This is a genomic window from Actinomadura sp. NAK00032, from assembly GCF_013364275.1.
In the GTDB taxonomy this organism is placed as follows: domain Bacteria; phylum Actinomycetota; class Actinomycetes; order Streptosporangiales; family Streptosporangiaceae; genus Spirillospora.
Genome location: NZ_CP054932.1, coordinates 4,752,103 through 4,775,648, shown reverse-complemented (window position 1 = coordinate 4,775,648; position 23,546 = coordinate 4,752,103). Strand labels below are relative to the sequence as shown.

Below are 23,546 nucleotides of genomic sequence, written 5' to 3'. Positions count from 1 at the left end.
GCCGCCGCGCCGGGGCGGCGGCGTTGGGGCGTCCTACGCACGGATGAGGAACTGCACGGGTTGATCGTAGCGTGCCGACGCGGGGGTGCGCCGGTTCAGGTGCGGGCGAGCCGCCAGAGGTCGGGGGACCGGCAGGCGCGGGCGAGGCCGCGGATGGTGGCGCGCGCGGGGTCGCGGGCGATGGTGACGGTGAGGCCCATCTCGGCGGTGAGGCGGCCGGGCAGGGACGGCAGCCGGGCGCCGCCGCCGGTGAGCAGGAGGCCGCCGTCGCGGGCGGTGCGGCGCAGCGGGGCGGGCAGGTCGGCCAGCAGGTGCCGGACGCCGTCGGGGAGGCGCTCGCGGACGTACTCGGGCAGCCGGGGCACGGCGTGCCCGGCCTGCCGGTCGGGGACGTACTGGATGGAGCGGGCCAGGTGCACGCGGCCGCGCATGATGACGGCCATCTCGACGATGCCGGCGCCGATGTCGAGGGTGAGCCGGGGCCGGGGGTCGTCGACGGCGATGCCGGCGCCGAGGGCGGCGGCCAGCGGCGCCTCCATGGTGCGGACGGGGCAGCCGGCGGCCGCGCGGACGGCGGTGGCCGCGCGGCCGAGCTGGGTGCCGCTGGCGGCGGCGGGCACGGCGAGCAGGATGTGCTGGAGCCGCAGGCCGGGGCCGGCCTCCTGCAGGGTGCGGCGGGTGAGCCGGGTGCAGGCGCCGGCGTCGGCGACGATGCCGTGCTCGACGGGGCGTGCGGGGGCGGTGCGGCGGCGTCCGGCGGGGGCCGGGGCGTGGTCGCCGGCCGCGGAGGGGCGGTCGACGAGCACGTCCAGGGCGGGCACGCTGGCGCGGATGCGGCTGGTGCCGAGGTCGAGGGCGGCGCGGCCGCCGCCGGGTGCCGCCGCGGCGGCGGTCATCACCGCCGTCGCTGCTGGCAGGCCACGCAGCGGCGGGCGTAGGGGATGATCTCCAGGCGGCCTTCGGGGACGGGCTTCCCGCAGTCCTCGCACAGGCCGTAGGTGCCGTCGTCAAGGCGGGCGAGGGCGGCGTCGATCTCCTCCAGGTTGCCCTGGAGGGTGCCGCGGCGGGCCATGGCGGCCTCGTCGGGGGCGCCGGGGCCCTCGCCGTCCAGGAGGCCGAGTTCGGCGATGCGGTTGCGGCGCTCGCGCTCCAGGAGCTCGCGGGCCTGCCGTGCCGCCGCGCCGCCCGGCGGGTAGCCGCCGGAGGCGTCGCCGACCGCGCTGTTGACCGCGCCGTTGACCGTCATCGCAAGGGGCTCCCTTCGGTCGCCTGGGGAATGTACGTGGCGAACCTCCACCATGCGGCAAGGGGGCGCCGCCCGCCATGGGTGCCGGTACCCATTTACGGGGGGTGCGGGGGTGCAGGCGGCGGGGCTGGGGCGCGGGCCGGGAGGCGCGGGTCAGGCGCTCCATTCGCGGCGGCGGGCCTCGGCGAGGGCGATGGCGGTGGCGACGGCGACGTTGAGGGAGCCGACGCGTCCGATCTGGGGGATGTAGGCGACGGCGTCGGCGGTGGCGAGCAGGGCGGGGGAGCAGCCGTGGTCCTCGCCTCCGACGGCGAGGCAGACGTCGCCGTCGAGGGGGGCGTCGTGCAGGGGGACGGCGTCGGCGGTGAGTTCGACGGCGATGAGGCGCAGGCCCTCCTTGCGGATCGCCGCGGCGGCCTCGGCGGGGGTGCCGGCGTGCTCCCAGGGGACGAGGCGGTCGGTGCCGAGGGCGGTCTTGGCGACGCCGCGGTGGGTGGGGGGAGTGGCGTTGCCGGCGAGCCAGAGGTGCTCGACGCCGAACACGGCGGCGCTGCGGATGATCGAGCCCATGTTGAACGGCTGGGTGACGGACTCGACGAGCAGGCCGAGGCGGGCGCCGGTGCGGCGGCGCCAGTCGCGGTTGAGGCGCTTGACGTCGGTGGCGCGCAGCTGCCGGCGGCCCGGGGCGGGTTCGGGGGTGCTCTTCGGGTCGCGGGTGGTCATCGGGTGGTGCCTTCCGTGCGGGACGTGACGCGCAGGACGCGGTAGGCGGACCGGGAGGCGATCCGCTCGGTGGGGAAGCCCTGGCCGGTCAGCCACCGCTGGAGGGAGTCGGAGCCGAGGTGCTTCTGGACGACGAGGTGGGCGGTGCCCTCGGGGGTGAGGCGGGGGAGCCAGGTGAGCAGGAGGTCGTGGAGGGCGGCCTTGCCGATGCGGATCGGGGGGTTGGACCAGAGCGCGGTGAAGCGCAGCGCGGGGTCGATCTCGTCCGCCAGCCTGAACCTTACATTGTCAAGGCCGGCGGCTTTGGCGTTGTCCTCGGCGATTTCCAAGGCTCTCCGGTTGACGTCCACGCCCCAGACAGTCCCCAACGGGGACCGCTTGGCCAGGGTGAGGGCGATGGGCCCGTAGCCGCAGCCGAGGTCGAGGAGGTCGCCGTGCTGCGGGGGTGGCGGGACGGTCTCCAGCAGGACGCGGGTGCCGGGGTCGACGCGGTCGGGGGAGAAGACGCCGCTGTCGGTGTCGAGCCGCAGGTGCAGGTCGGGCAGGACGAGGTCGACGGTGCGGCGCCGGCTGGCGGCGCCGGGCCGCTCGGCGAAGTAGTGATCCCCCACGTCCGACGACGCTATCAGTGCGCGCGCGGCGCCCGGGCCGCTCAGACCGGCGGCCCGGGCGTGCGGAGGAGCGTCAGGGCAGGCGGGAGAACCAGGCGAGGGAGGCGCCGCCGGCGGCGAGGGCGAACAGCAGCGCGATGCCGATGTAGCGGGCGGCGATGTCGCGGTGCTCGATCCGGAAGCCGAGGGAGGTGCCGATGTTGCTGTACACCTCGTCGAGCTGGCCGGCGTCGGCGGCCTCGTAGGCCTTGCCGTCGGTGCTGTCGGCGAGGGTCTTGAGGGTCTCCTTGTTGACCGAGACGCTGGTGGTCTCGCCCTCGATGTCGACGGTGCCGTAGGGGGTGCCGAACGCGATGGTGGAGACGGGGATGTGGGCGACGCGGCTGGCGTCGACGGCCTCCTGGACGGAGCGTCCGGTGGTGTTGTCCCCGTCGGACAGCAGCACGATGTGGGCGGGCGGCGGGTCCTGGCTGGCCTCGGCGTCGAAGGACCGGACGGCCTGCAGGGAGGTGAAGACGGCCTCGCCGATGGCGGTGCGCTTGGCCAGGGCGAGCTGGTCGAGGGAGGCGATGGCGGCGGCCCGGTCGGCGGACGGCGCGGCGACGAGGTTGGCGTTGCCGGCGAAGGCGACGACGCCGACGTTGAAGCGGCGGGGCAGGTCGCCGATGAACTTCTTGGCGGCGGCCTTGGCGGCGTCGAAGCGGCTGGGGGAGACGTCCCTGGCCATCATCGACAGCGACACGTCCACGGCGACCATGATGGTGGCGCGGTCGCGGGGGACCTTGACGGAGGAGGCGGGCCGCGCGAACCCGACCATCATCAGCAGGATCATGATGAGGAACAGGCCGGCGGCGACGTGCCGGCGCCAGCCCGGCCGCCTGGGCGCGACCTGGGACAGCAGCGCGAGGTTGGTGAAGCGGACGGCGTAGCGGCTGCGGCGCAGCTGCAGGACCGTGTAGGCCGCGGCCAGCAGCGGCAGGAGGCCGAGGAGCCAGAGGCGTTCGGGTGACAGGAAGGTCATGGGCGCACTCCCGCGGTCGTGAAGGGCCGGCCTGCGGCACGGCGCTGGCGGAGGGCGAAGCGTGCGACGTCGGCGATCCAGTCGCGGTCGGTGCGCAGGACGAGATGGTGGGCGCCGCAGCGGCGCAGGGCGGCGCGGTTGCGCTCGCGCTGGGCGGCGGCCGCGGCGGCGTACCGCTCGCGGGTGCGGCGGCTGAGCACGATCTCGTGGACGGTCCCGGTCTCGGGGTCGGCCATCTCGACGAGTCCGACGTCGGGGAGGTCGAGTTCGCGGGGGTCGATGATCTCGATGGCGAGGACTTGGTGGCGGGCGGCGAGGCGGCGCAGCGGGCGTTCCCAGTCGGGCTGCTGTCCGTGCGGGCCGGCGGCGGTGGGGGCGGTGAGCGGGTCGGTGCCGTCGTTGGCGAGGAAGTCGGAGATGACGACGCGCAGGCCGCGGCGGGTCTGGCCGCGGTCGAGGGAGGTGATGGCGGCGGCGAGGTCGCGGGGGGCGGCGGGGCCGGTGCGGGAGCCGGGGCCCTGCCCGGCGGACTGGGCGTCCAGGACCGACTGCAGGAGGGCGTAGAGGGCGGCCTTGCCGGTGCGGGCGGGCCAGCGGCGCATGCCGTCGGTGTGCAGGAGGTAGGCGCCGGCGCGGTCGCCGAGGCGGACGGTGAGGAAGCCGACGGCGGCGAGGGCGGCGACGGCGAGGTCGCGTTTGATCATGGTGCCGGTGCCGAAGTCCATGCTGGGGGTGAGGTCGACCAGGGACCAGGCTTCGAGTTCGTGGTCGGCGACGAGGTCGCGGACGTGGGGGGTGGTGGTGCGGGCGGTGACGGCCCAGTCCATGTGGCGGACGTCGTCCTCGCCGGGCTGGTAGAGGCGGGCTTCGGCGAGTTCGGTGCCGGGGCCGGGGATCAGGCCGAGGTGCTCGCCGTTGAGGAGGCCGTCGAGGCGGCGGGTGACCTGGAGTTCCAGGCGGCGCAGAGTGCGTTCGGGGGCGAGGTGGGCGAGCTTGCCGCCGCCGCCTCGGCGGCGCCGTCCGGCGGCGGGGCCGGCGGCGGGGTTCCCGTGGTCGGCGCGCCGCGGGCTCATGCGGTGGTCACCGCCGCGGCTCCGTGGTTCCAGACGACGCGGGGCGGGGGGACGGCGGCGAGGATCTGGGTGATGACCTCGCCGGGGTCGATGCCGTCGGCGAGGGAGTCGAAGGTGAGGACGAGGCGGTGGGACATGACGTCGCGGGCGACGGCGCGGACGTCGTCGGGCAGGACGTAGTCGCGTCCGGACAGCAGGGCGAGGGCGCGGGCGGCGGAGGCCAGGCCGAGGGTGGCGCGGGGGCTGGCGCCGATCTCGATGACGCCGCGCAGGTCGGGGAGGCGGTACTGCTCGGGTTCGCGGGTGGCCATGACGAGCCGGACGATGTAGTCGGCGATGAGTTCGTGGACGGAGACCTCTTCGGCGGCGCGCTGGAGGCCGGCGAGGCGTCCGGTGTCGAGGAGCTGGGCGGCTTCGGGCGGGTCGACGCTCATCCGCTGGAGGATCTGGAGTTCCTCGTGGGCGGCGGGGTGGTGGACGTCGATCTTCATGAGGAAGCGGTCGCGCTGGGCTTCGGGGAGGGGGTAGACGCCTTCGGACTCGATGGGGTTCTGGGTGGCGAGGACGATGAAGGGCTTGGGGAGGGGGTAGGTGCGGCCGCCGAGGGAGACCTGGCGTTCGGCCATGACCTCCAGGAGGGCGGACTGGACCTTGGCGGGGGCGCGGTTGATCTCGTCGGCGAGGACGAAGTTGACGAAGACGGGGCCGAGTTCGACGTCGAACTGCTCGGTGGAGGGGTGGTAGATGCGGGTGCCGACGATGTCGGAGGGGACGAGGTCGGGGGTGAACTGGAGGCGGGCGAAGGTGCCGCCGACGACGCGGGCGAGGGTGCCGACGGCCAGGGTCTTGGCGACGCCGGGGACGCCTTCGATGAGGCAGTGGCCGCGGGCGAGGAGTGCGACGATCATGCGTTCGACCATGTGGTCCTGGCCGACGATGACCTTCTTGACCTCGGTGAGGGTGTCCTGCAGGAGCGCCGCGGCCTCGTCGACGTCGGTGGCGATGGTCATGGTGGGAGTCCCCTCGCTGTCCCTGGTGGGCCTGTCCGTCGGGTGCCGGTGGGCGTGTTACGACCCTACGCGATCACTTGTACCCGTTCGTTCGGGATACGTGCGCTCGGGCGATGATCGGTTCAGGGGGGTGCGGGGCGGGCTGCCTGGTGGGCGTGTGGGTGGGCGTGTCGGCGTCCTGGGGTCGTTGGCGGGGCGTGGTTGTTAGTGTTGCGGCCATGTCGAGGCCGTTGCCGCCGGGTGATCCTGTTCAGCTGGGGCCGTTCCGTTTGTCGGCGCGGCTGTCGGAGTCCGCCGCGGGGATCGTGTTCCTGGGGGTGGACGGTGAGGGGCGGCGCGCGAGTGTGGCGGTGCTGAACCGGGGTGCGGCGGGTGATGCGGCGGCGCGGGACCGGTTCCGTGCGGCGATCAACGCGGCGGTGCCGGCGGCGGGTGGTGTGCCCGGCCGGGGGGCTGGTGAGGCCGCGGGTGGGCCGGGTGGGCCGGGTGGGCAGGCGCCGGTGGTGGCGGCGCATCCGGATGGTCCGGCGCCGTGGGTGGCGACGTTGTACGAGCCGGATCGGGTGGGGGCTGAGCGGTTCCTGGAGCCGGTGGTGTTCCAGGGGCAGGAGCGTGCGTGGTGGGGCGGGCGGCGGCGGGGTCCGCAGTTCCAGCCGTACTGGCTGGGGTCGGGGGAGCCCGCGTTGGAGGCGCCGCGGCAGGGTCCGCCGGTGGTGCCGGGTGGGGTGCCGGCGGGGGAGCGTCCGCCGGAGCGGAATCTGGTGGCGGCGGTGGTGGCGTTGGCGGCGGCGCTGCTGGTGCTGGCGTTGCTGATGGCGGTGCTGTTCGCGTGCCAGCCGTCGGCGGAGGAGCCGCCGCCCGCGCCGCCGGAGCCGACGCCGACGTTCCAGCAGCCGTCGCGGTCGCCGTCGCCGTCGCGTTCTCCGTCGGGGCCGCCGCGGTCGCCGTCGAGTCCGCCGACGCCGTCGCCGTCGGGTACGGGAGGGGATGACGGCGCGCCGCTGTGACCGCCGGTCCGGCCGGGGTGCGGGCGGCCGGGTGCGGCCGGGTGGCGTGGAACGGCGTTGCGCGGGCGGGTGCGGGTTGGCGAGCATGGGCGGATGGTGGAGAGTCTGCTGGCGTTCGCGGGTGCGGCGGTGCTGATCGCGATGGCGCCGGGGCCGAGCACGGTGGTGATCATGCGTGAGTCGGTGCGGTCGGGGCGCCGCGGGGGGTTCGCGGTGGTGCTGGGGAACGAGGCGGGTGTGCTGGTGTGGGGTGCGGCGGCCGCGGTGGGGTTGTCGGCGCTGCTGGTGGCGTCGCGTTTGGCGTATGAGGGGTTGCGGGTTGCGGGTGCGGTGGTGCTGGTGTGGTTCGGGGTGCGGGCGTTGTGGGGGGCGCGGCGGGGCGGGCCGTCGGGTGGGCGGTCGGGCAGGGTGCCGGAGGCATTGGACGGTGCGGCGGGTTCGGACTCGGACTCGGACTCGGACTCGGGTTCGGGGTTGTCGGGGTGGCGGTGTTTCCGGTTGGGGCTGGTGACGAACTTCGCCAATCCGAAGGCGGGGGTGTTCGCGGTGTCGTTCCTGCCGCAGTTCGTGCCGGACGGGTGGCCGGTGGGGTGGACGCTGGTGGGGTTCGCGGTGCTGTGGGCGCTGATCGACTTGGCGTGGTACGCGGTGGTGGTGTGGGTGGTGGGGGCGGCGCGGCGGGTGCTGGGGCGGCCGGTGGTGCGGCGGCGGTTGGAGCAGGTGTCGGGTGTGGTGCTGGTGGGTCTGGGGGTGCGGTTGGCGGTGGAGGCGCGGTGACGGGCGCTGGGCGCTATGCCGTTTTTTGGCACTTTTTCATGATCAGTTTTGGTGGTGCGGGTCGTAGCCTGGGGCGATGACCGCACTGGATGACCTTGCCGGCCGGTACACCGACGAGTTCGCCGCGCTGGATCCGTGCCGCGCGGCGATGATGGGGATCGCGGGGCAGGACGCGCGGCTGACCGACTACGGGCCGGAGGGGGCGGCGGCGCGGGCGGAGCTGGTGCGGCGGACGCTGGCGGAGCTGGCGCGGGTGCCGGTGGAGGGGGAGGCGGGCCGGGTCGCGGCGGCGGTGCTGCGGGATCGGCTGGAGGTGGAGGCGGCGCTGGACGAGGCGGGGGTGCGGGAGGGGTTCCTGGACACCATCGACGGGCCCGTCCAGCGTTTGCGGATGGCGGTGGAGCTGCTGGATCAGGGGGCGCGGACCGATTGGGAGGCGGTGCGGTCGCGGGTGGCGGCGCTGCCGGGTGCGCTGGCGGGGCTGCGGGTGTCGCTGGAGGCGGCGTGCGGGCGGGGGCGGGTCGCGGCGCGGCGGCAGGTGCTGCGCAGCGCGGGGGAGTGCGCGGAGTTCCCGGCGTATCTGGAGGGTCTGGCGGCGCGGTACGGGGAGGGGCCGCTGGCGGGTGCGCTGGGGGAGGCGGTGCGGGCGGCGTCGGCGGCGCTGGCGGAGTTCGCGGGGTTCCTGACGGGGGTGGTGGCGGCGCGGGCGCCGGAGCGGGACGCGCTGGGCGCGGACCGGTACGCGCTGGGGGTGCGGGAGTTCCTGGGGACGGAGCTGGATCTGGCGGAGACGTACGCGTGGGGCTGGGAGGAGCTGGCGCGGATCGAGGCGGAGATGGCGGTGGCGGCGCGGGAGATCCTGCCGGGTGAGCCGCTGCCGGCGGTGATGGCGGCGCTGGACGCCGATCCGGCGTACCGGGTGGCGGGCGCGGAGGCGTTCCGGGGGTGGATCCAGGAGCTGGCGGACCGGGCGATCGCCGATCTGGACGGGGTGCATTTCGACATTCCGGCGCCGTTGCGGCGGATCGAGTGCCGGATCCCGCCGGTGGAGACGGGGATCTACTACCTGGCGCCGGCGGAGGACCTGTCGCGTCCGGGGACGGTGTGGTGGACGGTGCAGGATCCGGCGGCGGAGATCGTGACGTGGTCGGTGCCGACGACGATGTTCCACGAGGGGGTGCCGGGCCATCATCTGCAGTTGGGGGTGACGGTGCTGAACCCGCGGCTGAACCGGTTCCAGCGGGTGTCGAGCGAGTTCCACGCGGGGCATTGCGAGGGGTGGGGGCTGTACGCGGAGCGGTTGATGGACGAGCTGGGGTATTACGCGGATCCGGCGCACCGGCTGGGGATGCTGGCGGGCGGGCAGCGGTTCCGCGCGGCGCGGGTGATCTTGGACATCGGGTTGCATCTGGGGCTGCCGATCCCGAAGGGGGCGGGGTTCCATGAGGGGGAGCGGTGGACGCCGGAGCTGGGTTTTGAGTTCCTGCGGTCGCGCAAGGGCCCGGATCCCGATTCGGTGGTGGCGTTCGAGATCGACCGGTATCTGGGGTGCCCGGGGCAGGCGATCGCGTACAAGCAGGGGGAGCGGGTGTGGCTGGAGGCGCGTGAGGCGGCGCGGCGGCGGGCGGGTGCGGCGTTCGAGTTGAAGGAGTTCCACCGGCGGGCGCTGGATCTGGGGCCGATGGGCCTGGACCGGTTGCGGGCCGAGCTCGCGGCGTGACGCCCTGCCGTGACGCCCTGCCGTGCGGCCGTGGCGTGCGGCCGTGGTGTGGGGGCCGGGGTCAGACGGGTTCGGGTGGGTTGACGCGGGGCTGGGCGGGGGTGCCGAGGGCGTCGGCGCCGGTTTCGCGGAGGCGGCGGCAGCCGCCGCCCACGGTGGCGGGCGTTTCGCCGGGGGTGTCGTCGGGGGTGCGGGCGATGTGGCAGGCCTTGGGGTCGCCGGTGTCCAGGACGTTCTTGGCGTAGTGGGGCGGCCAGCGCAGCAGGATGCGGCGGCCGCAGGTGGGGCAGGCCCATTCCTCCAGTCCGGACTCTTCGGTGCGGACCATCCGCATCTCGTGGGTCCTGTGCAAGGCGGTGGGCCTCCCTCGACGGTCGGCGGCGTTTGCGGAAATCTGACCTGCTTGTGTGATTTCCCACGTCAAGGGGGTTAAACGGGGTGGGCAAGCGTCTTTAAGGACGGGTGGTCAGGCGGTCGCGGGGCCGTCCGGAACGGCGGTGAGGGCGCGGTGGACGGCGGCGCCGATCTCCGCGACGGCCTCGGCGGGGCGGCGCGCGAACGCGCCCCAGCCGAGGAAGCCGTGGTCCAGGCCGGTGCCGGCGATCAGGGTGACGGGGACGCCGGCGGCGCGCAGCCGGGCGGCGTGCCGCTCGGCCTGCGGGCGCAGCCGGTCGTGCTCGGCGGTGGCGATGACCGCCGGGGGCAGGCCGGCGGGGTCGGGGTCCAGGAGCGGGGAGACGTCGGGGCGGGTGCGGTCGGTGCCGCGCAGGTAGGCGCGCAGGGCCCGGTCCACGCCGTCGCGGGGCGGGGCGAGGCCGTCCGGGTCGGGCAGCGGCGGCGGCATCTCGCGCAGGTCCAGCGCCGGGTACAGCAGTACCTGCAGCGCGGGCCGGTCGGGGCCGGCGGCGCGCAGGGCGCCGGCGGCCGCGGCGGCGAGCTGCCCGCCGGCGCTGTCGCCGGCGACGCCGATGCGGTGCGGGTCCAGGCCGAGGCGGGCGGCGTTGCGGACGGTCCAGCGGACGGCGGCGACGGTGTCCTCGAGCGCGGCGGGGAAGGGGTCCTCGGGCGGGCGCCGGTACCCGACCGACAGCCACGCGACGCCGCTGGCGGCGGCCAGGGCCCGCACGACCGGGTCGTAGGAGTCGACGTCGCCGAGCACCCAGCCGCCGCCGTGCAGGTACACCAGCGCGGGCGCGGGGCCGTCCCAGGCGGGCCGGTAGAGCCGGGCGGGCAGCGGCCCGGCGGGGCCGTCGGCGGCCAGGTCGGTGACGTCGCCGGCGGGCGGGCGCGGGGACCGGGCGAGGTCGGCGGCGTGCGCGCGGCGCGCGTCCTGGACGCTTTCTCCCCCGCCGGCGCCGCCGTCGCCGGCGGGTTCGGCGCGGCGGCGGCGCAGGAACGCCAGGTACTCCGGATCGCGGCCCGTCACACCGCGCAGCCTACGGCGTGCGCCCGGGAGGGCGGCGGCCCGGGGGAAAACCTGTTGGGGCGGGCGGCGCGGGTCCCTAGGATCGGGCGCATGACCGCCGTCACGGACTGCGCGGCGCGGGTGATGGCCGCCGCCTACGTCCGGCTCCGCGGCCGCCGCCCCGTCCTGGACCGCCGGGTGCGCGCCGCCTGATCCTTCGCCGCCGTGCGGTGCCGCGCAGTGCGGTGCCGCGGCCGCGGTATGCGCTCCGGCCGTCCAGGGCACGCCGACGCCCCTGACGACCCTGGACGGGCCCCGCCGCGCCTCCCGGCGCCGCCTTCTCTGCCGCTCTCTGCCGCTCTCTAGCGCTTTATCGTGCTTTATCGCGGCAGCCGTGCCGCCGTGCGCGTGCGCGGTCCGTCCGCCGGCCCGCCGTGGCCGGGAGCCGAGGACGGCCGCCATCCCTTCCCGAGACCGATCCACCGCTCGCGGGCGCGCGCGCCGCGAGCTGTCCCAGAACTTCCTCGCCGACCCGGGCGTGATCGCCCGGTACGCCCGGCTGGCCGCGCCCGGCGGGCTGGTCGTGGAGGCCGGCGCCGGCGACGGCCGCATCACCGCCGCGCTCGCCGCGCACGCCGACCGGGTGATCGCCTACGAGATCGACCCGGTGCACGCGGCGCGGCTGCGGCGCCGGCGGCTGCCGGGCGTGGAGTGCGTGACCGGCGACTTCCTGGCCGCGCGGCCGCCGCGCGGCCGGTTCCGGCTGGTCGGCGGCATCCCGTACGCGGCGACGTCGGCGATCGTGGCGTGGGCGCTGGACGCGCCGGCGCTGGAGGCGGCGACGCTGATCACGCAGCGGGAGTACGCGCGCAAGCGCACCGGCGACTACGGGCGGTGGAGCCTGCTGACGGTGCGGACGTGGCCGGTGTTCCGGTGGGGGCTGGGCGAGCGGATCCCCGCGAGCCGGTTCCGGCCCGTCCCGCGGGTGGACTCGGCCGTGCTGCGCCTGGAGCGGCGGCCGCGGCCGCTGCTGCCGCCCGGGGCGCTGGAGGCGTACGCGCGGTGCGTGGAGCTGGGGTTCACCGGCCGGGGCGGCAGCCTGTACGCGTCGCTGCGGCCGGCGTACCCGCGGCGGCGGGTGGACGCGGCGTTCCGCGCGGCGGGGCTGCCCCGTAGTGCGGTCGTCGGGCACGTCCACCCGGAGCGGTGGATCGACCTCGTGCGCGTCCTGCACGGCCTGGCGTGAGCCTGCACGGGGGCGGGGGGGAAATTGCGTTGCGGCGGCGCCTGGGCCGGGGCAGGCTGATCGGGCGGCCGCTCCGGCGGGCGCCGCGGCGGCGCACCGGGCCGCCATCCCCTCGCGGGTTCGATTCCCGCCGGCGTCTCCGATCCCGTCCCCGCTGTCACCCTGGGGACGGGATCCCGCGCGTTCAGCGGGTGTTCGGCGGGGGCGCGCGTTCAGGGGGCGGGGAGGACGCCGCCGACGCAGTCCAGGACGCGGTCCAGGCCGTAGCGGAACTGCTCCTCGGCGTTCATGTGGGGCAGCCGCGCGTCCATGACGATGCGCTCGAACATCGGGTACCGGCCGGTGCCCAGCAGCTCCTGGACGTAGGGGGCGCTCTGCAGCATCCAGCGCTCGGGGGTCATCCCGCTCTGCCGCATCTCCCGCATCCACTCGATCTCGCCGCGCACGACGCGCTCGACGTAGCCGTTCAGCATCTCCAGGAGCGTGAACATCTGGTCGATGGGGATGCCGACGTCCAGCGCCCCGAAGGCGAACTCCAGCAGCCGCAGCCGGTTGGGGCCCATGGCGGGACGGGGGCGGTGCAGCCCCGCCAGCCAGGGGTGCCGCAGCCACACCGCCCGGGTGTTCTCGGCGATCAGCGTCAGGTCGGCGCGCCAGTCGCCGGAGGGCCGGTCGGGGATGTCCATCTCCAGCAGCGCGTGGTCGACCATCAGCTCCAGCAGGTCGTCGCGGGAGGGCACGTACCGGTACAGCGACATGGCGCCGGTGCCGAGGTCTGCGGCGATGCGGCGCATCGAGGCCGCCTCCAGCCCGTCGGCGTCGGCGATGCGGATCGCCGCCTCGGTGATCTGGACGCGGCTGTAGGCGGGGCGCGGGCCGCGGCCCTGCCGCTCCGGGACCGACCAGATGCTGACGTGCTGCTCGCCGGCTGCCACCGAACCTCCTCGCGGGTCTTTCCGAGCATCCTAGTTGCGTACGACGTACCCAGTTGTCTACCGTGAGATGCGTACACCGTACCCAGAGGAGTTGCCGTGACCGGTGAACCGATCGTCGCCGCCGAGGCGCTGCGCAAGCGCTTCGGCACCACCCAGGCCCTGGACGGCCTCGACCTCGCCGTCCCCGCCGGGACCGTCTGCGGGGTCCTCGGCCCCAACGGCGCCGGCAAGACCACCGCCGTGCGGATCCTGGCCACCCTGGCCGACGCCGACTCCGGGACCGCCCGCATCGCCGGGTTCGACGTCGCCCGCGACCCCGACCAGGTCCGCGCCCGCATCGGACTGGCCGGCCAGTACGCCGCCGTCGACGAGAAGCTCACCGGCCGCGGCAACCTGCGCATGTTCGGCCGCCTCTACCACCTGCCCCGCCGCGAGGCCCGCCGCCGCGCCGACGAGCTGCTGGAGCGGTTCGGGCTCGCCGACGCCGCCGACCGGCAGGTCGCCGGCTACTCCGGCGGCATGCGCCGCCGCCTCGACCTGATCACCAGCCTCATCCTGCGCCCCCAGGTGCTGTTCCTGGACGAGCCCACCACCGGCCTGGACCCCCGCAGCCGCGGCGAGATCTGGGACGCCGTCCGCGGCCTGGTCGCCGACGGCACCACCGTCCTGCTCACCACCCAGTACCTGGACGAGGCCGACCGGCTCGCCGACGACATCGCCGTCGTCGACCACGGCCGCGTCATCGCCTCCGGCACCCCCGACCAGCTGAAGTCCTCCATCGGCGACCGCCTCGACGTCGTCCTGGACGACCCCGCCGACGCCGGCGCCGCCGCCGGCGTCCTGCACGCCCTCACCGGCGCCCACCCCGCCCTGGACGGCGGCCGGCTCTCGGTCCCGCTGCCCGCCAGGGCCGTCCGCCTCGCCGACGTCGTCCGCGAACTCGACCGCGCCGGCGTCGCCGCCGCCGACGCCGGACTGCGCCGCCCCACCCTCGACGAGGTGTTCCTGCGCCTCACCGCCGCCCCCGGCACCGACCCCGAAACGCCCGACCCCGCCGCACCCGCCTCCGCCGACGGCGCGCCCGTGAAGGAGACCGTCCGATGACCGCCCTCACCGCCCCCGCCGCGACCGCGGCGCCCGCCGGCCGCGCCGCACGGGCCCGCTGGGCCGTCACCGACGGCCTCACCCTCATCGGCCGCGAACTGTCGCGGATCCGCCAGGAACCCGGCGAGCTCATCGCCGCGCTGATCTTCCCCGCCGTCATGGTCGTGCTGTTCGGCTACGTGTTCGGCAGCGCCATCTCCGTCCCCGGCGGCGGCGACTACCGCGAATACCTCATGCCCGGCCTGTTCGCCATGGTCACCTTCACCTCCACCATGGCCGTCACCCTGCGCGTGGCCACCGACGCCTCCCGCGGCGTCATGGACCGGTTCCGCTCCATGCCCATGGCCCGCTCCGCCGTCCCGTTCGGGCAGACCGGCGCCGAGATCCTCAACGGCGCCCTCGGCATGCTCATCATGGCCGCCGCCGGCCTCGCCGTCGGATGGCGCGCCCACCACGGCCTCTGGTCCACCCTGGAGGCGTTCGCGCTGCTGGCCCTCATGCGGTACGCGCTCAGCTGGGCCGGCTGCTACCTCGGCCTGGTCGTCCGCAACGAGCAGACCGCCGACCAGCTCATCCCGCTGGTGTTCCCGGTCACCATGCTGTCCAACTCCTTCGTCCCCACCGGCGGCATGCCCGCGCCGCTGCGGATCATCGCCGAATGGAACCCCGTCAGCGCCCTCACCGCCGCCTGCCGCGACCTGTTCGGCAACCCCGGCGCGCCCGCCGCCGACGCCGCCTGGCCCCTCGCCCACCCCGTCGCCGCCACCCTCGGCTGGTCGCTGCTGCTGCTGGCGGTGTTCGCCCCGCTGTCGGTGCGCACCTACCGCCGCCGCGGCCGCTGACCCCGCCGGCCCTCCGGCGGGGCCCGCGGCCCGCGGCGGGTGTCCGCCGCGGGCCGCGGGCGGCTCTCACACCCCCAATGGCCGCCGGGCGCCGCCGGGGCGCTCCGGCCCCGCCGCCCGCCTCACCGGTCCCGCCCACGCTCCCGGTACATCCGCCGCTGCTCCTTCTTGAGCCGCTTCCAGCGGTCCTCGTGCTCGGCGCGCAGCCGCGCGTCGGTGCGCGAGGCCGCCCACGCGTTCTCGCGCAGCAGCCGCCGGTAGCTGTCCAGGCGCCGCCGCGGCAGCGTCCCGTCCTGCACCGCCGCCAGCACCGCGCAGCCCGGCTCGCTCTCGTGCGCGCAGCCGGCGAACCGGCACCCGGCGGCCAGCTCCTCCACGTCGGCGAACGCGCGCTCCAGCCCGGCCGACGCGTCGACCAGCCCGACGCCGCGCAGCCCCGGCGTGTCGATCAGGACACCGCCGCCCGGCAGCGGCAGCAGCTCCCGCCGCACGGTGGTGTGCCGGCCCTTGCCGTCGGCCTCCCGGACCGCGCCCGTCGCCAGGGCGTCCGCGCCCAGCAGCGCGTTGCCCAGCGTGGACTTGCCCGCGCCCGACGGCCCGATCAGCACGACCGTCCCCGAAAGGACGGCCCGGACCGCCTCGACGCCGTCGCCGGTCGCGGCGCTGCACGCCACCACCGGAACGCCCGGCGCGGCCGCGGCGGCGTCCGCCTCGGCGGCGGCGATGTCCGCGGCCCGGTCGGCCTTGGTCAGCACCACCACCGGACGCGCGCCGCTCTCCCAGGCCAGCGCCACCAGCCGCTCGATCCGGCCCGGCGCCGGCCGCGCCGCCGTCGACACCGCGACCGCGACGGTGTCGACGTTGGCGGCCAGCACCTGGCCGCGTGAATCACGCCCCGCCGACGCCCGCGTGACCGCGGTCCGGCGCGGCAGCAGCGCCGCCACGACCGGGCGCCCGTCCGGGCCGCCGAGGCGCAGCGCCGCCCAGTCGCCCGTGCACGGCACCGGTTCGCCGGCGGACGCGGGACGCGGCACCGACGCCCGGACCGGGCCGTCCTCTGTGACCGCGTCGCACAGGCCGCGGTCGACCGCGGCCACACGCGCGGGCACCAGACCCGACGCGCGATGACAGGTGAACTCGTTCTCCAGGTCCTCGTCCCAGCCGTAGGCGGCGAGAGGGGACGAGTCCGCGTATGCGCAGGACAATGCAGTGGAACCCTTCACGTGAATGCAGGGCCCCGGCGGGCGGACGCCGCGACTACGACGAGTGCGGTCCAGGTCGGCTCAGCCGGCGGCCCAGGGGATGAGGACGGGCTGAATGCCGCGGGCAGCGGCAACCGCGGCGACGGCCATACGTCCCCACCTCCCTCACGCTCACGCGCGACACTACCGCCCCCGCCCCGGCCGCACCACCCGATAAACCTCCCCCGGTGCACGCGGCGGGGCGGGCGGCGGGGGACCGGCACCGGCCCGCGCCGGTTATGGTGATTTCGGGGCGGATCGCGGATGAGGGGCATGGCCGTGGACGACACAGACCACCGGGACGGCAAGGACCACCGGGACCACCAGGACCGGGCGGACGGCCCGGACCGGCGCGGCACCGGCGACCTGCGCGGCACCGGGCTCGCCGGGCGCGCGGGACGGGCCGACCGCGCCGCCGCGCGGCGGCTGGAAGAGGTCTTCGACGCGCTCGCGCCCGCCGCCGAGTCCGCCGCGCGGCTGGCCGCGCAGGCCGGCGAACCCGTCCGCGACGCCGCCCGGGACGCCGCCGCGCTCGCCGCCGCCCGCATCCTGGAGCAGGCGTCCGGCACCCCCGCCATGCGCGCGATCGAGACCGCCGCCCGGGACGCCGCCCTGCGCGCCGCGCGCGGCGCCGCCGAACGCGCCGTCACCGAGGCCCGCGCCGCCGCCGCGGCCAACCCCGCGACCGCCGGCGCGTTCGAGGCCGCCACCGCCGCGATGACCCTCGCCGAGCAGGCCGTGCGGCACCCCGCCGCGGCCGCCGCGCGCCGCTTCGCCGTCCGCAGCCCGCTGGCCCGCGACCTCGCCGGCGCCGCCCGCGACCTGGCCGGGCGGACCGCGTCCGCGCCCGCCGTGCAGATCGCCACCCGGGCCGTCGTGGACGCCGCGATCGACACCGCCGCCGACGCCGCGGCCGACGCCGCGATGACCGCCGGCCGCGACATCGTCGCCCGGGTCGTCCGCGACACCGCCGAGCAGGCCGCCCGCGACCTCGCCGCCGCCCTGCGCGACACCGCCCGCGACACCGGCCTCACCGCCGAACTCGGCCCGCTCGCCGGCGCCGCCGGCGACCTGGCCGCCCGCGCCGCCGGATCCGGGACCGCGCGCGCCGCGACCGACCTGCTCACCGCCGCCGCCGGGAGCCACCTCGCCCGCACCGCCCGCGACCTCGCCGCCCGCGCCGCGACCCGCGCCGCCACCGCCGCGATGGAGGCCGCCCTGCGCGAACTGCTCCGCGACGCCCTCCGGCTCGCCATGCGCGAACGGCTGCGCGGCATGATCCTGGAGATCTCCCGCGACGTCGTCGTCGACGTCGCCAAGACCACCTGGACCACCGCCACCCGCCCCACCACCACCACAGCCACCGCCGCTGCGGAGGTCGGGAAGGTCGGGGAGACGACCGTCGTCACCGCGACCGTGGTCGTCGAGACCGCCCCCGCCACCGAAGCGCGCGGCGCCGAAGACCGCGATGCCGAAGCCCCCGATGCCGAAGCCCCCGATGCCGCGGTACGCGAGCCCGGCGACGTGTGGGCCGAGGCCACCGCCGAAACCGCCGCCGACACAGCGGCCGGGGCCCCGCCGCGCGCCTGAACCGCCGCTCAGAAGATCCTGAGAGAACCATGAGAAACCACCGCCGGTGCGCGGCCCGCCACCGGCGCTGTTTACGGTGAGTACATGGAGCCCGACACCCCGGAGACCGGACCCGCGCGGATACTGGTCGTCGACGACGAACCCGCCGTCCGCGAGTCGCTGTCCAGCAGCCTGGAGTTCGAGGGCTACCGGGTCGCCGGCGCCGCCGACGGCGTCACCGCCCTCGACCGGGTCCAGCGCGACACCCCCGACCTGGTCGTCCTGGACGTCCTCATGCCCCGGATGGACGGCCTGACCACCTGCCGGCGGCTGCGCGCCCTCGGCGCCACCATGCCCGTCCTCATGCTCACCGCCCGCGACATGGTCGGCGACCGCGTCACCGGCCTGGACGCCGGCGCCGACGACTACCTCGCCAAACCCTTCGAACTCGACGAACTCCTCGCCCGCGTCCGCGCCCTGCTGCGCCGCGCCGCCATGAGCGCCGCCCCCGCCGCCGGCGGCCACGGCGCGGCCCGGCAGGACGTCCTGGCGTTCGACGACCTGCGCATGGACACCCGCACCCGCGAGGTCACCCGCGCCGGCCGGCCCGTCGAGCTCACCCGCACCGAGTACATGCTGCTGGAGATGTTCCTCGCCCACCCCCGCCAGGTCCTCACCCGCGAGCAGATCCTGGAGACCGTCTGGGGATTCGACTTCGAACCCGCCTCCAACTCCCTGGACGTGTACGTGATGTACCTGCGGCGCAAGACCGAGGCCGGCGGGCTGCCGCGGCTGGTCCACACCGTCCGCGGCGTCGGTTACGTGCTGCGGACGGCGGCGTCCCCATGACCCGGCCCGCCGGCGGCGGGACCCGCGCCCGCGTCGCCCGGCGGCTGACCCTGCGCGCCCGCATGGCGCTGCTGACCGCCGCGGCCGTCGCGCTCGCCGTCGCCGCCTGCGCCACCGCCGGGTGGCTGCTCACCCGCAACCAGCTGTACCGGGAACTGGACCGGCGGCTGGCCGTCACCTCCGGCGGCCCGCCCGAGGCGCCCGGCGGGCCCGACCACGACGGGCCGCCGCGCGGCCGCACCGCCCGGCTGGTCCAGGCCGCCCTGGCCGACTGCACCGCCCGGCCCACCGCCGCGCTCAACGCCCTGCCAGGCCCCTACGAGATGATGCAGGTCGTCGCCGCCGACGGGCGCCGCTGCACCGTCCCCGGCGCCGGCGCGATCCGCGTCACCGGCGCCGACACCGCGGTCGCCCGCGGCGAACGCGGCCACGTCTACCACGACGGCACCGGCGTCACCGCGACCGGCGCCGACGACCACGTCCGGGTCCTCACCCGCGGGTTCCGCGCCCCCGGCGGCGGCACCGCCGCCGTGTCCTACGCGCTGTCGCTGGACGAGGTCGAAGGCCCGCTGGACAACCTCGCGCTGCTGCTCACCGCCGTCACCGCCCTCGGCGTGCTGGTGTCGGCCGCCGCCGGGCTCATGATCGCGCGGGCGTCGCTGCGGCCGGTGGACGAGCTCACCGGCGCCGTCGAGCACATCGCCCGCACCGAGGACCTCGCCACCCGCATCCCCGAGGAGGGCACCGACGAGATCGCCCGGCTCAGCCGCTCCTTCAACAGCATGACCGCCCAGCTCGCCGCGTCCCGCGAACGCCAGCAGCAGCTCATCGCCGACGCCGGCCACGAACTGCGCACCCCCCTGACCAGCCTGCGCACCAACATCGACCTGCTGCTGCGCGCCGAGGCCACCGGCCGCGACCTGCCGGCCGCCGCCCGCCGCAACCTGCTCACCAGCGTCAAGGCGCAGATGCTGGAGCTGTCCAGCCTGGTGGGGGACCTGCTGGAGCTGGCCCGGCCCGCCGAGGCGCAGCCCGTCCACGAGAGCGTCGCGCTGCACGACGTCGCCGGCCGCGCCGTCGAACGCGCCCGGCTCCGCGGCCCCGGCCTCACCGTCGACGCCGCCATCGACCCCTGGTACGTGCTCGGCGACCCCGCCTCCCTGGAACGCGCCGTGGTGAACCTCCTCGACAACGCCGTCAAGTTCTCCCCGCCCGGCGGCACCGTCGCCGTCGGCCTCGCCGGCGGGGAACTGACCGTCCGCGACCACGGGCCCGGCATCCCCGCCGCCGACCTCCCGCACGTGTTCGAGCGGTTCTGGCGGTCCCCGTCCGCGCGGAGCCTGCCCGGCTCCGGCCTCGGCCTGTCCATCGTCGCGCGCGTCGTCGCCGAATCCGGCGGCACCGTCGCGCTGGACCCCGCCCCCGGCGGCGGCACCCTCGCCCGCGTGAACCTCCCCGGCACCCCCCGGCCCCCCGACTGACCCCCCGCCCCGCCGGGCCCGGCCGGGCGGGGATGAGAGGGCGCCGGGCGCATTCTCATGCCGCCTTCATCGGCGGCTCACCGGCTTCCCACGGCCGCGCCGCAACCTCGGTCCCATGAGTCACCTCATCACCGAACAGGGCACGCCCCCCTCGGCGACCTCACCGCCGCCGCCGTCACCGCCCGAGCACGCGGGACGGGGACGGCTGGTCGAGGTGGTCGTGCCCGTCCACAACGAGGAACGCGTCCTGGCCGCCAGCGTCCACCGCCTCCACGGCTACCTGGCCGACACCTTCCCCTACCCGTTCCGCATCACCGTCGCCGACAACGCCAGCACCGACGCCACCTGGACGATCGCCGCCGCGCTCCAGGCCCGGCTCCCGCACGTGCGGGCCGTCCGGCTGGAGCGCAAGGGCCGCGGGCGGGCGCTGCGGCACGTGTGGAGCGGCAGCGACGCCGACGTCGTCGCCTACATGGACGTCGACCTGTCCACCGACCTGGACGCGTTCCTGCCGCTGGTCGCGCCGCTGATCTCCGGGCACAGCGACCTGGCCATCGGGTCGCGCCTCACCCGCGGCTCCGCCGTCGTCCGCGGCCCCCGCCGCGAGGCCATCTCCCGCTGCTACAACCTGCTGCTGCGCACCGCGCTCGCCGCCCGCTTCACCGACGCCCAGTGCGGGTTCAAGGCCGCCCGCACCGAGATCGTCCAGGCGCTGCTGCCCGCCGTCGAGGACGAGGCGTGGTTCTTCGACACCGAACTGCTGCTGCTCGCCGAACGCAACGGGCTGCGCATCCACGAGGTCCCCGTCGACTGGGTCGACGACCCCGACTCCCGCGTCGACGTGCTCCGCACCGCCCGCGACGACCTCCGCGGCATGGCCCGCGTCGCCCGCCGCATCCTCACCGGCGCGTTCCGCGCCCCCGTCACCCGCACCGCGCCCGCCCACACGCCCGCCCACACGCCCGCCCACACGCCCGCCCACACGCCCGCCCACACGCCCGCCCACACGGCCGGGCAGGCGGCACAGGCGGCCGGGCTGCCCGCCGGGATGCGGCGGCAGCTGCCCGCCTTCGCCGTCATCGGCGTCCTCAGCACCCTCGCCCAGCTCGCCCTGTTCCTGCTGCTGCGCCTGGCCATGGGGCCGCTGTGGGCGAACGCGGTGTCGCTGACCGCCACCACGATCGCCAACACCGCCGCCAACCGGCGCTTCACCTTCGGCGTCACCGGCACCCGCCGCGCCCTGCGCCACCAGCTCGAAGGCGGCGCCGCGTTCCTGCTCGGCCTCGCCCTGTCCACCGGCGGCCTGGCGCTGCTGCACGCCGCCGCGCCCGGCGCGGGACGCGCCGTGGAGATCGCCGCGCTCGTCACCGCCAACGCCGCCGCGACCCTCGCCCGGTTCCTGCTGATGCGCGCCTGGATCTTCCACCCCCGCCGCCTCGACCGCGACGGCCCGCACGACGGCCGGCACGGCGGAGAGCAGGGCAGCGGCGGGCGGCGGGGCGGGCGCGTCCCCGCGGCCGGGGACGGCACCGGAGGGAGCACCTCATGACCGCCCCCGCCACCTCGCCCAACGCAGCGCCCACCGCAGCGTCCACCGCGCCGCGCGGCCCCGCCGCGACCCGCCGCGCCCGCCGCCTGCTCCTCGGCCCCGACGAGGACCCCCGCTGGGCACGGCCCGCGCTGTGGGCCATCCTCATCGCCGCCGCGGCCCTGTACGCGTGGGGGCTCAGCGAGTCCGGCCACGCCAACTCCTACTACTCCGCCGCCGTCAAGAGCGGCACCCAGAGCTGGAAGGCGTTCTTCTTCGGGTCCCTGGACGCCGGGTCCTACATCACCGTCGACAAGCCCCCGATGGCGCTGTGGGCCATGGGGATCTGCGCCCGGATCCTCGGATTCGGGACCTGGAGCCTGCTGCTCCCGCAGGTCATCGCGGGCGTCGCCGCCGTCGCCGTCGTCCACGCGACCGTGCGGCGGGCGTTCGGGCACGCCGCCGCGGTCACCGCCGCCGCCGTCCTGGCGCTCACCCCGATCACCGTCGCCATCAACCGCGACAACAACCCCGACACCCTGCTCGTCCTGCTCATGGCCGCCGCCGCGTGGGCCTGCCAGCGCGCCATCGCCACCGGCCGGGCGCGGCCGCTGCTGCTCGCGGCGTTCCTGGTCGGGTGCGGCTTCAACACCAAGATGCTGCAGGCGTTCCTCGTCGTCCCCGCGTTCGCGGCGGCCTACCTGCTCGCGGCGCGGCCCGGGACCGGCAGGCGGGTGCTGCACCTGCTGGCCGCCGGCGCCGTCCTCGCCGCGTCCTCGCTGTGGTGGGTGCTGGCCGTCGACCTCGTCCCCGCCCGCTCGCGCCCCTACATCGGCGGCAGCACCGACGGCACCGCCTGGGACCTGGTCGTCGGCTACAACGGCCTCGGCCGCATCCTCGGCGAGACCGGCGGACCCGGCGGCCGCGGCGGACCCGGCGCGGGCCCCGGCGGAGGCGGCGGATTCGGCGGGCAGCCCGGCGCCGGACGGCTGTTCAACGACATCATCGGCGGCCAGATCTCCTGGCTGATCCCCTTCGCCGTCCTCGCCCTCGCCGCGGGACTGGTGCTGCTGCGGCGCCGGCCCCGCACCGACACCGCCCGCGCCGCGCTGATCCTGTGGGGCGGATGGCTCGCCGTCCACTACGCCGTCTTCAGCTTCGCCCAGGGCACCTTCCACCCCTACTACACCACCGCCATGGCCCCCGCCGTCGCCGCGCTCACCGGCGCCGGCGCCGTCCTGCTGGTGCGCGCGCACCGGCGGAGCGCGGCGTGGGCGTGGGCGCTGCCCGCCGGGACCGCCGCCACCGGCGCGTGGGCGTTCGTGCTGCTGGACCGCACCCCCGGCTGGCACCCGTGGCTGCGGTGGGCCGTCGCCGCCGCCACCGCCCTGGCGGTCGCCGCGCTCCTGGCCGGACGCCTCCTCCCGCGCGCCCGGGCCCGCGTGATCGCGGCCGGGCTCGTCCTGGCCGCCGCCGCGGGACTGGCCGGGCCCGGCGCCTACGCCGTGTCCGCCGCCTCGACCGCCGTCAACGGCACCAACCCCCTCGCCGGGCCCGCGACCGGCGGCGGCTTCGGCATGCCCGGCGGCCGCGGCGGCCCACCCGCGACACCGGACGGGCGCGCAGGCGCACCCGGCGGGTTCGGCGGACCCGGCGCGGCGGGCGGGCGGCGTCCCCCGGGGCAGCAGAACGCGACCACCGGGCAGGACGGCGGGGGCCGCGACGCGCGCGGGTCCCGGTCCCCGGGTCCCGGCGGGTTCGGCGGCGGGCCCGGCGGGCGGGTCGACGAGCAGATGATCGCCTACCTGGAGAAGAACCAGGGCGGCGCGACCTGGCTCGTCGCCGTCTCCTCCGCCCAGGAGGCGTCCTCGATCATCCTGGCCACCGGGCGGCCCGTCATCGCCATGGGCGGCTTCACCGGAAGCGACCCCGCCATGACCACCGCGAAACTCCGGTCCTACGTGCGGGACGGCAAGCTCCGCTACATCCTGCTCGGCGGGCGCATGGGCCCCGGCGGCGGCAGTTCCGCCGTCACCGCCTGGGTCCAGCGGCACGGCACCCCCGTCGACGCGAGCGAGTACGGCGGGTCCGCCACCGCGCGGAACGGCGCCGGGGCCTCCGGCGCGCAGCTCTACAAGCTCGGCTGACCGTCTCGGCT

At 76.5% G+C, this 23,546-nt stretch carries 22 protein-coding genes; 11 read left to right on the top strand and 11 right to left on the bottom strand.

The window, feature by feature from the left end; all coding sequences use genetic code 11:
* Positions 1-95: 95 nt before the first annotated feature.
* From HUT06_RS22245 to HUT06_RS22215, 7 genes are all read right to left on the bottom strand, one after another.
* A complete protein-coding gene (locus HUT06_RS22245) occupies positions 96-896 on the bottom strand; it encodes a rod shape-determining protein (RefSeq protein ID WP_176197498.1) in 801 nt (266 codons plus the stop codon).
* A complete protein-coding gene (locus tag HUT06_RS44680; protein ID WP_176197497.1) occupies positions 896-1,246 on the bottom strand; it encodes a TraR/DksA C4-type zinc finger protein in 351 nt (116 codons plus the stop codon). Before HUT06_RS44680 ends, HUT06_RS22245 begins: the two co-directional genes overlap by 1 nt.
* A gap of 153 nt (positions 1,247-1,399) precedes the next feature.
* The gene (locus HUT06_RS22235; protein ID WP_176197496.1) at positions 1,400-1,969 is read right to left on the bottom strand and encodes a TrmH family RNA methyltransferase; all 570 of its coding nucleotides are present in this window, start codon (positions 1,967-1,969) and stop codon (positions 1,400-1,402) included.
* Entirely contained in the window at positions 1,966-2,580 is a 615-nt protein-coding gene (locus tag HUT06_RS22230; RefSeq protein ID WP_176197495.1) for a class I SAM-dependent methyltransferase, read from the bottom strand. Before HUT06_RS22230 ends, HUT06_RS22235 begins: the two co-directional genes overlap by 4 nt.
* Before the next feature lie 73 nt (positions 2,581-2,653).
* Complete coding sequence (locus HUT06_RS22225; protein ID WP_176197494.1) at positions 2,654-3,601, bottom strand: VWA domain-containing protein; 948 nt, start codon at positions 3,599-3,601, stop codon at positions 2,654-2,656.
* A complete protein-coding gene (locus tag HUT06_RS22220) occupies positions 3,598-4,674 on the bottom strand; it encodes a DUF58 domain-containing protein (protein WP_176197493.1) in 1,077 nt (358 codons plus the stop codon). Before HUT06_RS22220 ends, HUT06_RS22225 begins: the two co-directional genes overlap by 4 nt.
* Positions 4,671-5,684 (bottom strand): MoxR family ATPase, encoded by a 1,014-nt coding sequence (locus tag HUT06_RS22215; RefSeq protein WP_176197492.1) that lies wholly within the window; start codon positions 5,682-5,684, stop codon positions 4,671-4,673. Before HUT06_RS22215 ends, HUT06_RS22220 begins: the two co-directional genes overlap by 4 nt.
* A 344-nt stretch (positions 5,685-6,028) precedes the next feature.
* Between HUT06_RS22215 and HUT06_RS22210 the strand changes: the two genes are divergently transcribed.
* The 3 genes from HUT06_RS22210 to HUT06_RS22200 all read left to right on the top strand — a co-directional run bounded on the left by HUT06_RS22210 (position 6,029) and on the right by HUT06_RS22200 (position 9,188).
* Positions 6,029-6,691: a hypothetical protein gene (locus tag HUT06_RS22210; protein WP_254715322.1), complete on the top strand. Its 663-nt coding sequence runs from the start codon at positions 6,029-6,031 to the stop codon at positions 6,689-6,691.
* A gap of 93 nt (positions 6,692-6,784) precedes the next feature.
* The gene (locus HUT06_RS22205; RefSeq protein WP_176197490.1) at positions 6,785-7,468 is read left to right on the top strand and encodes a LysE family translocator; all 684 of its coding nucleotides are present in this window, start codon (positions 6,785-6,787) and stop codon (positions 7,466-7,468) included.
* Between the two features lie 76 nt (positions 7,469-7,544).
* Positions 7,545-9,188, top strand: coding sequence for a DUF885 domain-containing protein (locus HUT06_RS22200; RefSeq protein ID WP_176197489.1), 1,644 nt, complete (start codon positions 7,545-7,547; stop codon positions 9,186-9,188).
* 61 nt (positions 9,189-9,249) lie between these two features.
* On the opposite strand, the gene HUT06_RS22195 is transcribed toward HUT06_RS22200, so the two are convergent.
* Together HUT06_RS22195 and HUT06_RS22190 are read right to left on the bottom strand one after the other, a co-directional pair.
* A complete protein-coding gene (locus HUT06_RS22195; RefSeq protein WP_176197488.1) occupies positions 9,250-9,540 on the bottom strand; it encodes a hypothetical protein in 291 nt (96 codons plus the stop codon).
* A gap of 114 nt (positions 9,541-9,654) precedes the next feature.
* A complete protein-coding gene (locus HUT06_RS22190) occupies positions 9,655-10,614 on the bottom strand; it encodes an alpha/beta hydrolase (RefSeq protein WP_176197487.1) in 960 nt (319 codons plus the stop codon).
* A gap of 373 nt (positions 10,615-10,987) precedes the next feature.
* On the opposite strand from HUT06_RS22190, the gene erm reads away from it, so the two are divergent.
* Positions 10,988-11,839 carry an ErmE/ErmH/ErmO/ErmR family 23S rRNA (adenine(2058)-N(6))-methyltransferase gene (gene erm, locus HUT06_RS22185; RefSeq protein ID WP_368406984.1) on the top strand — a complete coding sequence of 284 codons (852 nt, stop codon included), beginning with the start codon at positions 10,988-10,990 and terminating at the stop codon, positions 11,837-11,839.
* 212 nt (positions 11,840-12,051) lie between these two features.
* On the opposite strand, the gene HUT06_RS22180 is transcribed toward erm, so the two are convergent.
* The gene (locus HUT06_RS22180; RefSeq protein WP_176197486.1) at positions 12,052-12,774 is read right to left on the bottom strand and encodes a TetR/AcrR family transcriptional regulator; all 723 of its coding nucleotides are present in this window, start codon (positions 12,772-12,774) and stop codon (positions 12,052-12,054) included.
* Positions 12,775-12,870: 96 nt separating this feature from the next.
* Here HUT06_RS22180 and HUT06_RS22175 point away from each other — a divergent pair, with 96 nt between their 5' ends.
* Both HUT06_RS22175 and HUT06_RS22170 read left to right on the top strand, forming a co-directional pair.
* Positions 12,871-13,878, top strand: coding sequence for an ATP-binding cassette domain-containing protein (locus tag HUT06_RS22175; protein ID WP_176197485.1), 1,008 nt, complete (start codon positions 12,871-12,873; stop codon positions 13,876-13,878).
* Entirely contained in the window at positions 13,875-14,720 is an 846-nt protein-coding gene (locus tag HUT06_RS22170) for an ABC transporter permease (RefSeq protein ID WP_176197484.1), read from the top strand. Before HUT06_RS22175 ends, HUT06_RS22170 begins: the two co-directional genes overlap by 4 nt.
* A 122-nt stretch (positions 14,721-14,842) precedes the next feature.
* Here HUT06_RS22170 and rsgA read toward each other — a convergent pair whose 3' ends face one another.
* Positions 14,843-15,925: a ribosome small subunit-dependent GTPase A gene (gene rsgA, locus HUT06_RS22165; RefSeq protein ID WP_176197483.1), complete on the bottom strand. Its 1,083-nt coding sequence runs from the start codon at positions 15,923-15,925 to the stop codon at positions 14,843-14,845.
* 315 nt (positions 15,926-16,240) lie between these two features.
* On the opposite strand from rsgA, the gene HUT06_RS22160 reads away from it, so the two are divergent.
* From HUT06_RS22160 to HUT06_RS45275, 5 genes are all read left to right on the top strand, one after another.
* On the top strand, positions 16,241-17,551 hold the full coding sequence (locus HUT06_RS22160; RefSeq protein ID WP_176197482.1) for a hypothetical protein: 1,311 nt from the start codon (positions 16,241-16,243) through the stop codon (positions 17,549-17,551).
* Positions 17,552-17,635: 84 nt separating this feature from the next.
* A complete protein-coding gene (locus tag HUT06_RS22155) occupies positions 17,636-18,379 on the top strand; it encodes a response regulator transcription factor (RefSeq protein ID WP_176197481.1) in 744 nt (247 codons plus the stop codon).
* Positions 18,376-19,860, top strand: a complete 1,485-nt coding sequence (locus tag HUT06_RS22150; RefSeq protein WP_176197480.1) for a cell wall metabolism sensor histidine kinase WalK — start codon at positions 18,376-18,378, stop codon at positions 19,858-19,860. Before HUT06_RS22155 ends, HUT06_RS22150 begins: the two co-directional genes overlap by 4 nt.
* 115 nt (positions 19,861-19,975) lie before the next feature.
* Positions 19,976-21,409 carry a dolichyl-phosphate beta-glucosyltransferase gene (locus HUT06_RS22145; protein WP_176197479.1) on the top strand — a complete coding sequence of 478 codons (1,434 nt, stop codon included), beginning with the start codon at positions 19,976-19,978 and terminating at the stop codon, positions 21,407-21,409.
* Complete coding sequence (locus HUT06_RS45275) at positions 21,406-23,535, top strand: glycosyltransferase family 39 protein (protein WP_176197478.1); 2,130 nt, start codon at positions 21,406-21,408, stop codon at positions 23,533-23,535. Before HUT06_RS22145 ends, HUT06_RS45275 begins: the two co-directional genes overlap by 4 nt.
* The last annotated feature ends 11 nt before the right edge of the window (positions 23,536-23,546 follow it).

Bases quoted from the DNA above. Each gene is read 5' to 3' on its own strand.
- HUT06_RS22225 (WP_176197494.1), bottom strand. From the start codon at position 3,601: ATGACCTTCCTGTCACCCGAACGCCTCTGGCTCCTCGGCCTCCTGCCG.
- HUT06_RS22235 (WP_176197496.1), bottom strand. From the start codon at position 1,969: ATGACCACCCGCGACCCGAAGAGCACCCCCGAACCCGCCCCGGGCCGC.
- HUT06_RS22200 (WP_176197489.1), top strand. From the start codon at position 7,545: ATGACCGCACTGGATGACCTTGCCGGCCGGTACACCGACGAGTTCGCC.
- HUT06_RS44680 (WP_176197497.1), bottom strand. From the start codon at position 1,246: ATGACGGTCAACGGCGCGGTCAACAGCGCGGTCGGCGACGCCTCCGGC.
- HUT06_RS22155 (WP_176197481.1), top strand. From the start codon at position 17,636: ATGGAGCCCGACACCCCGGAGACCGGACCCGCGCGGATACTGGTCGTC.
- HUT06_RS22150 (WP_176197480.1), top strand. From the start codon at position 18,376: ATGACCCGGCCCGCCGGCGGCGGGACCCGCGCCCGCGTCGCCCGGCGG.
- HUT06_RS22170 (WP_176197484.1), top strand. From the start codon at position 13,875: ATGACCGCCCTCACCGCCCCCGCCGCGACCGCGGCGCCCGCCGGCCGC.
- HUT06_RS22145 (WP_176197479.1), top strand. From the start codon at position 19,976: ATGAGTCACCTCATCACCGAACAGGGCACGCCCCCCTCGGCGACCTCA.
- HUT06_RS22215 (WP_176197492.1), bottom strand. From the start codon at position 5,684: ATGACCATCGCCACCGACGTCGACGAGGCCGCGGCGCTCCTGCAGGAC.
- HUT06_RS22220 (WP_176197493.1), bottom strand. From the start codon at position 4,674: ATGAGCCCGCGGCGCGCCGACCACGGGAACCCCGCCGCCGGCCCCGCC.
- HUT06_RS22245 (WP_176197498.1), bottom strand. From the start codon at position 896: ATGACCGCCGCCGCGGCGGCACCCGGCGGCGGCCGCGCCGCCCTCGAC.
- HUT06_RS22205 (WP_176197490.1), top strand. From the start codon at position 6,785: ATGGTGGAGAGTCTGCTGGCGTTCGCGGGTGCGGCGGTGCTGATCGCG.
- HUT06_RS45275 (WP_176197478.1), top strand. From the start codon at position 21,406: ATGACCGCCCCCGCCACCTCGCCCAACGCAGCGCCCACCGCAGCGTCC.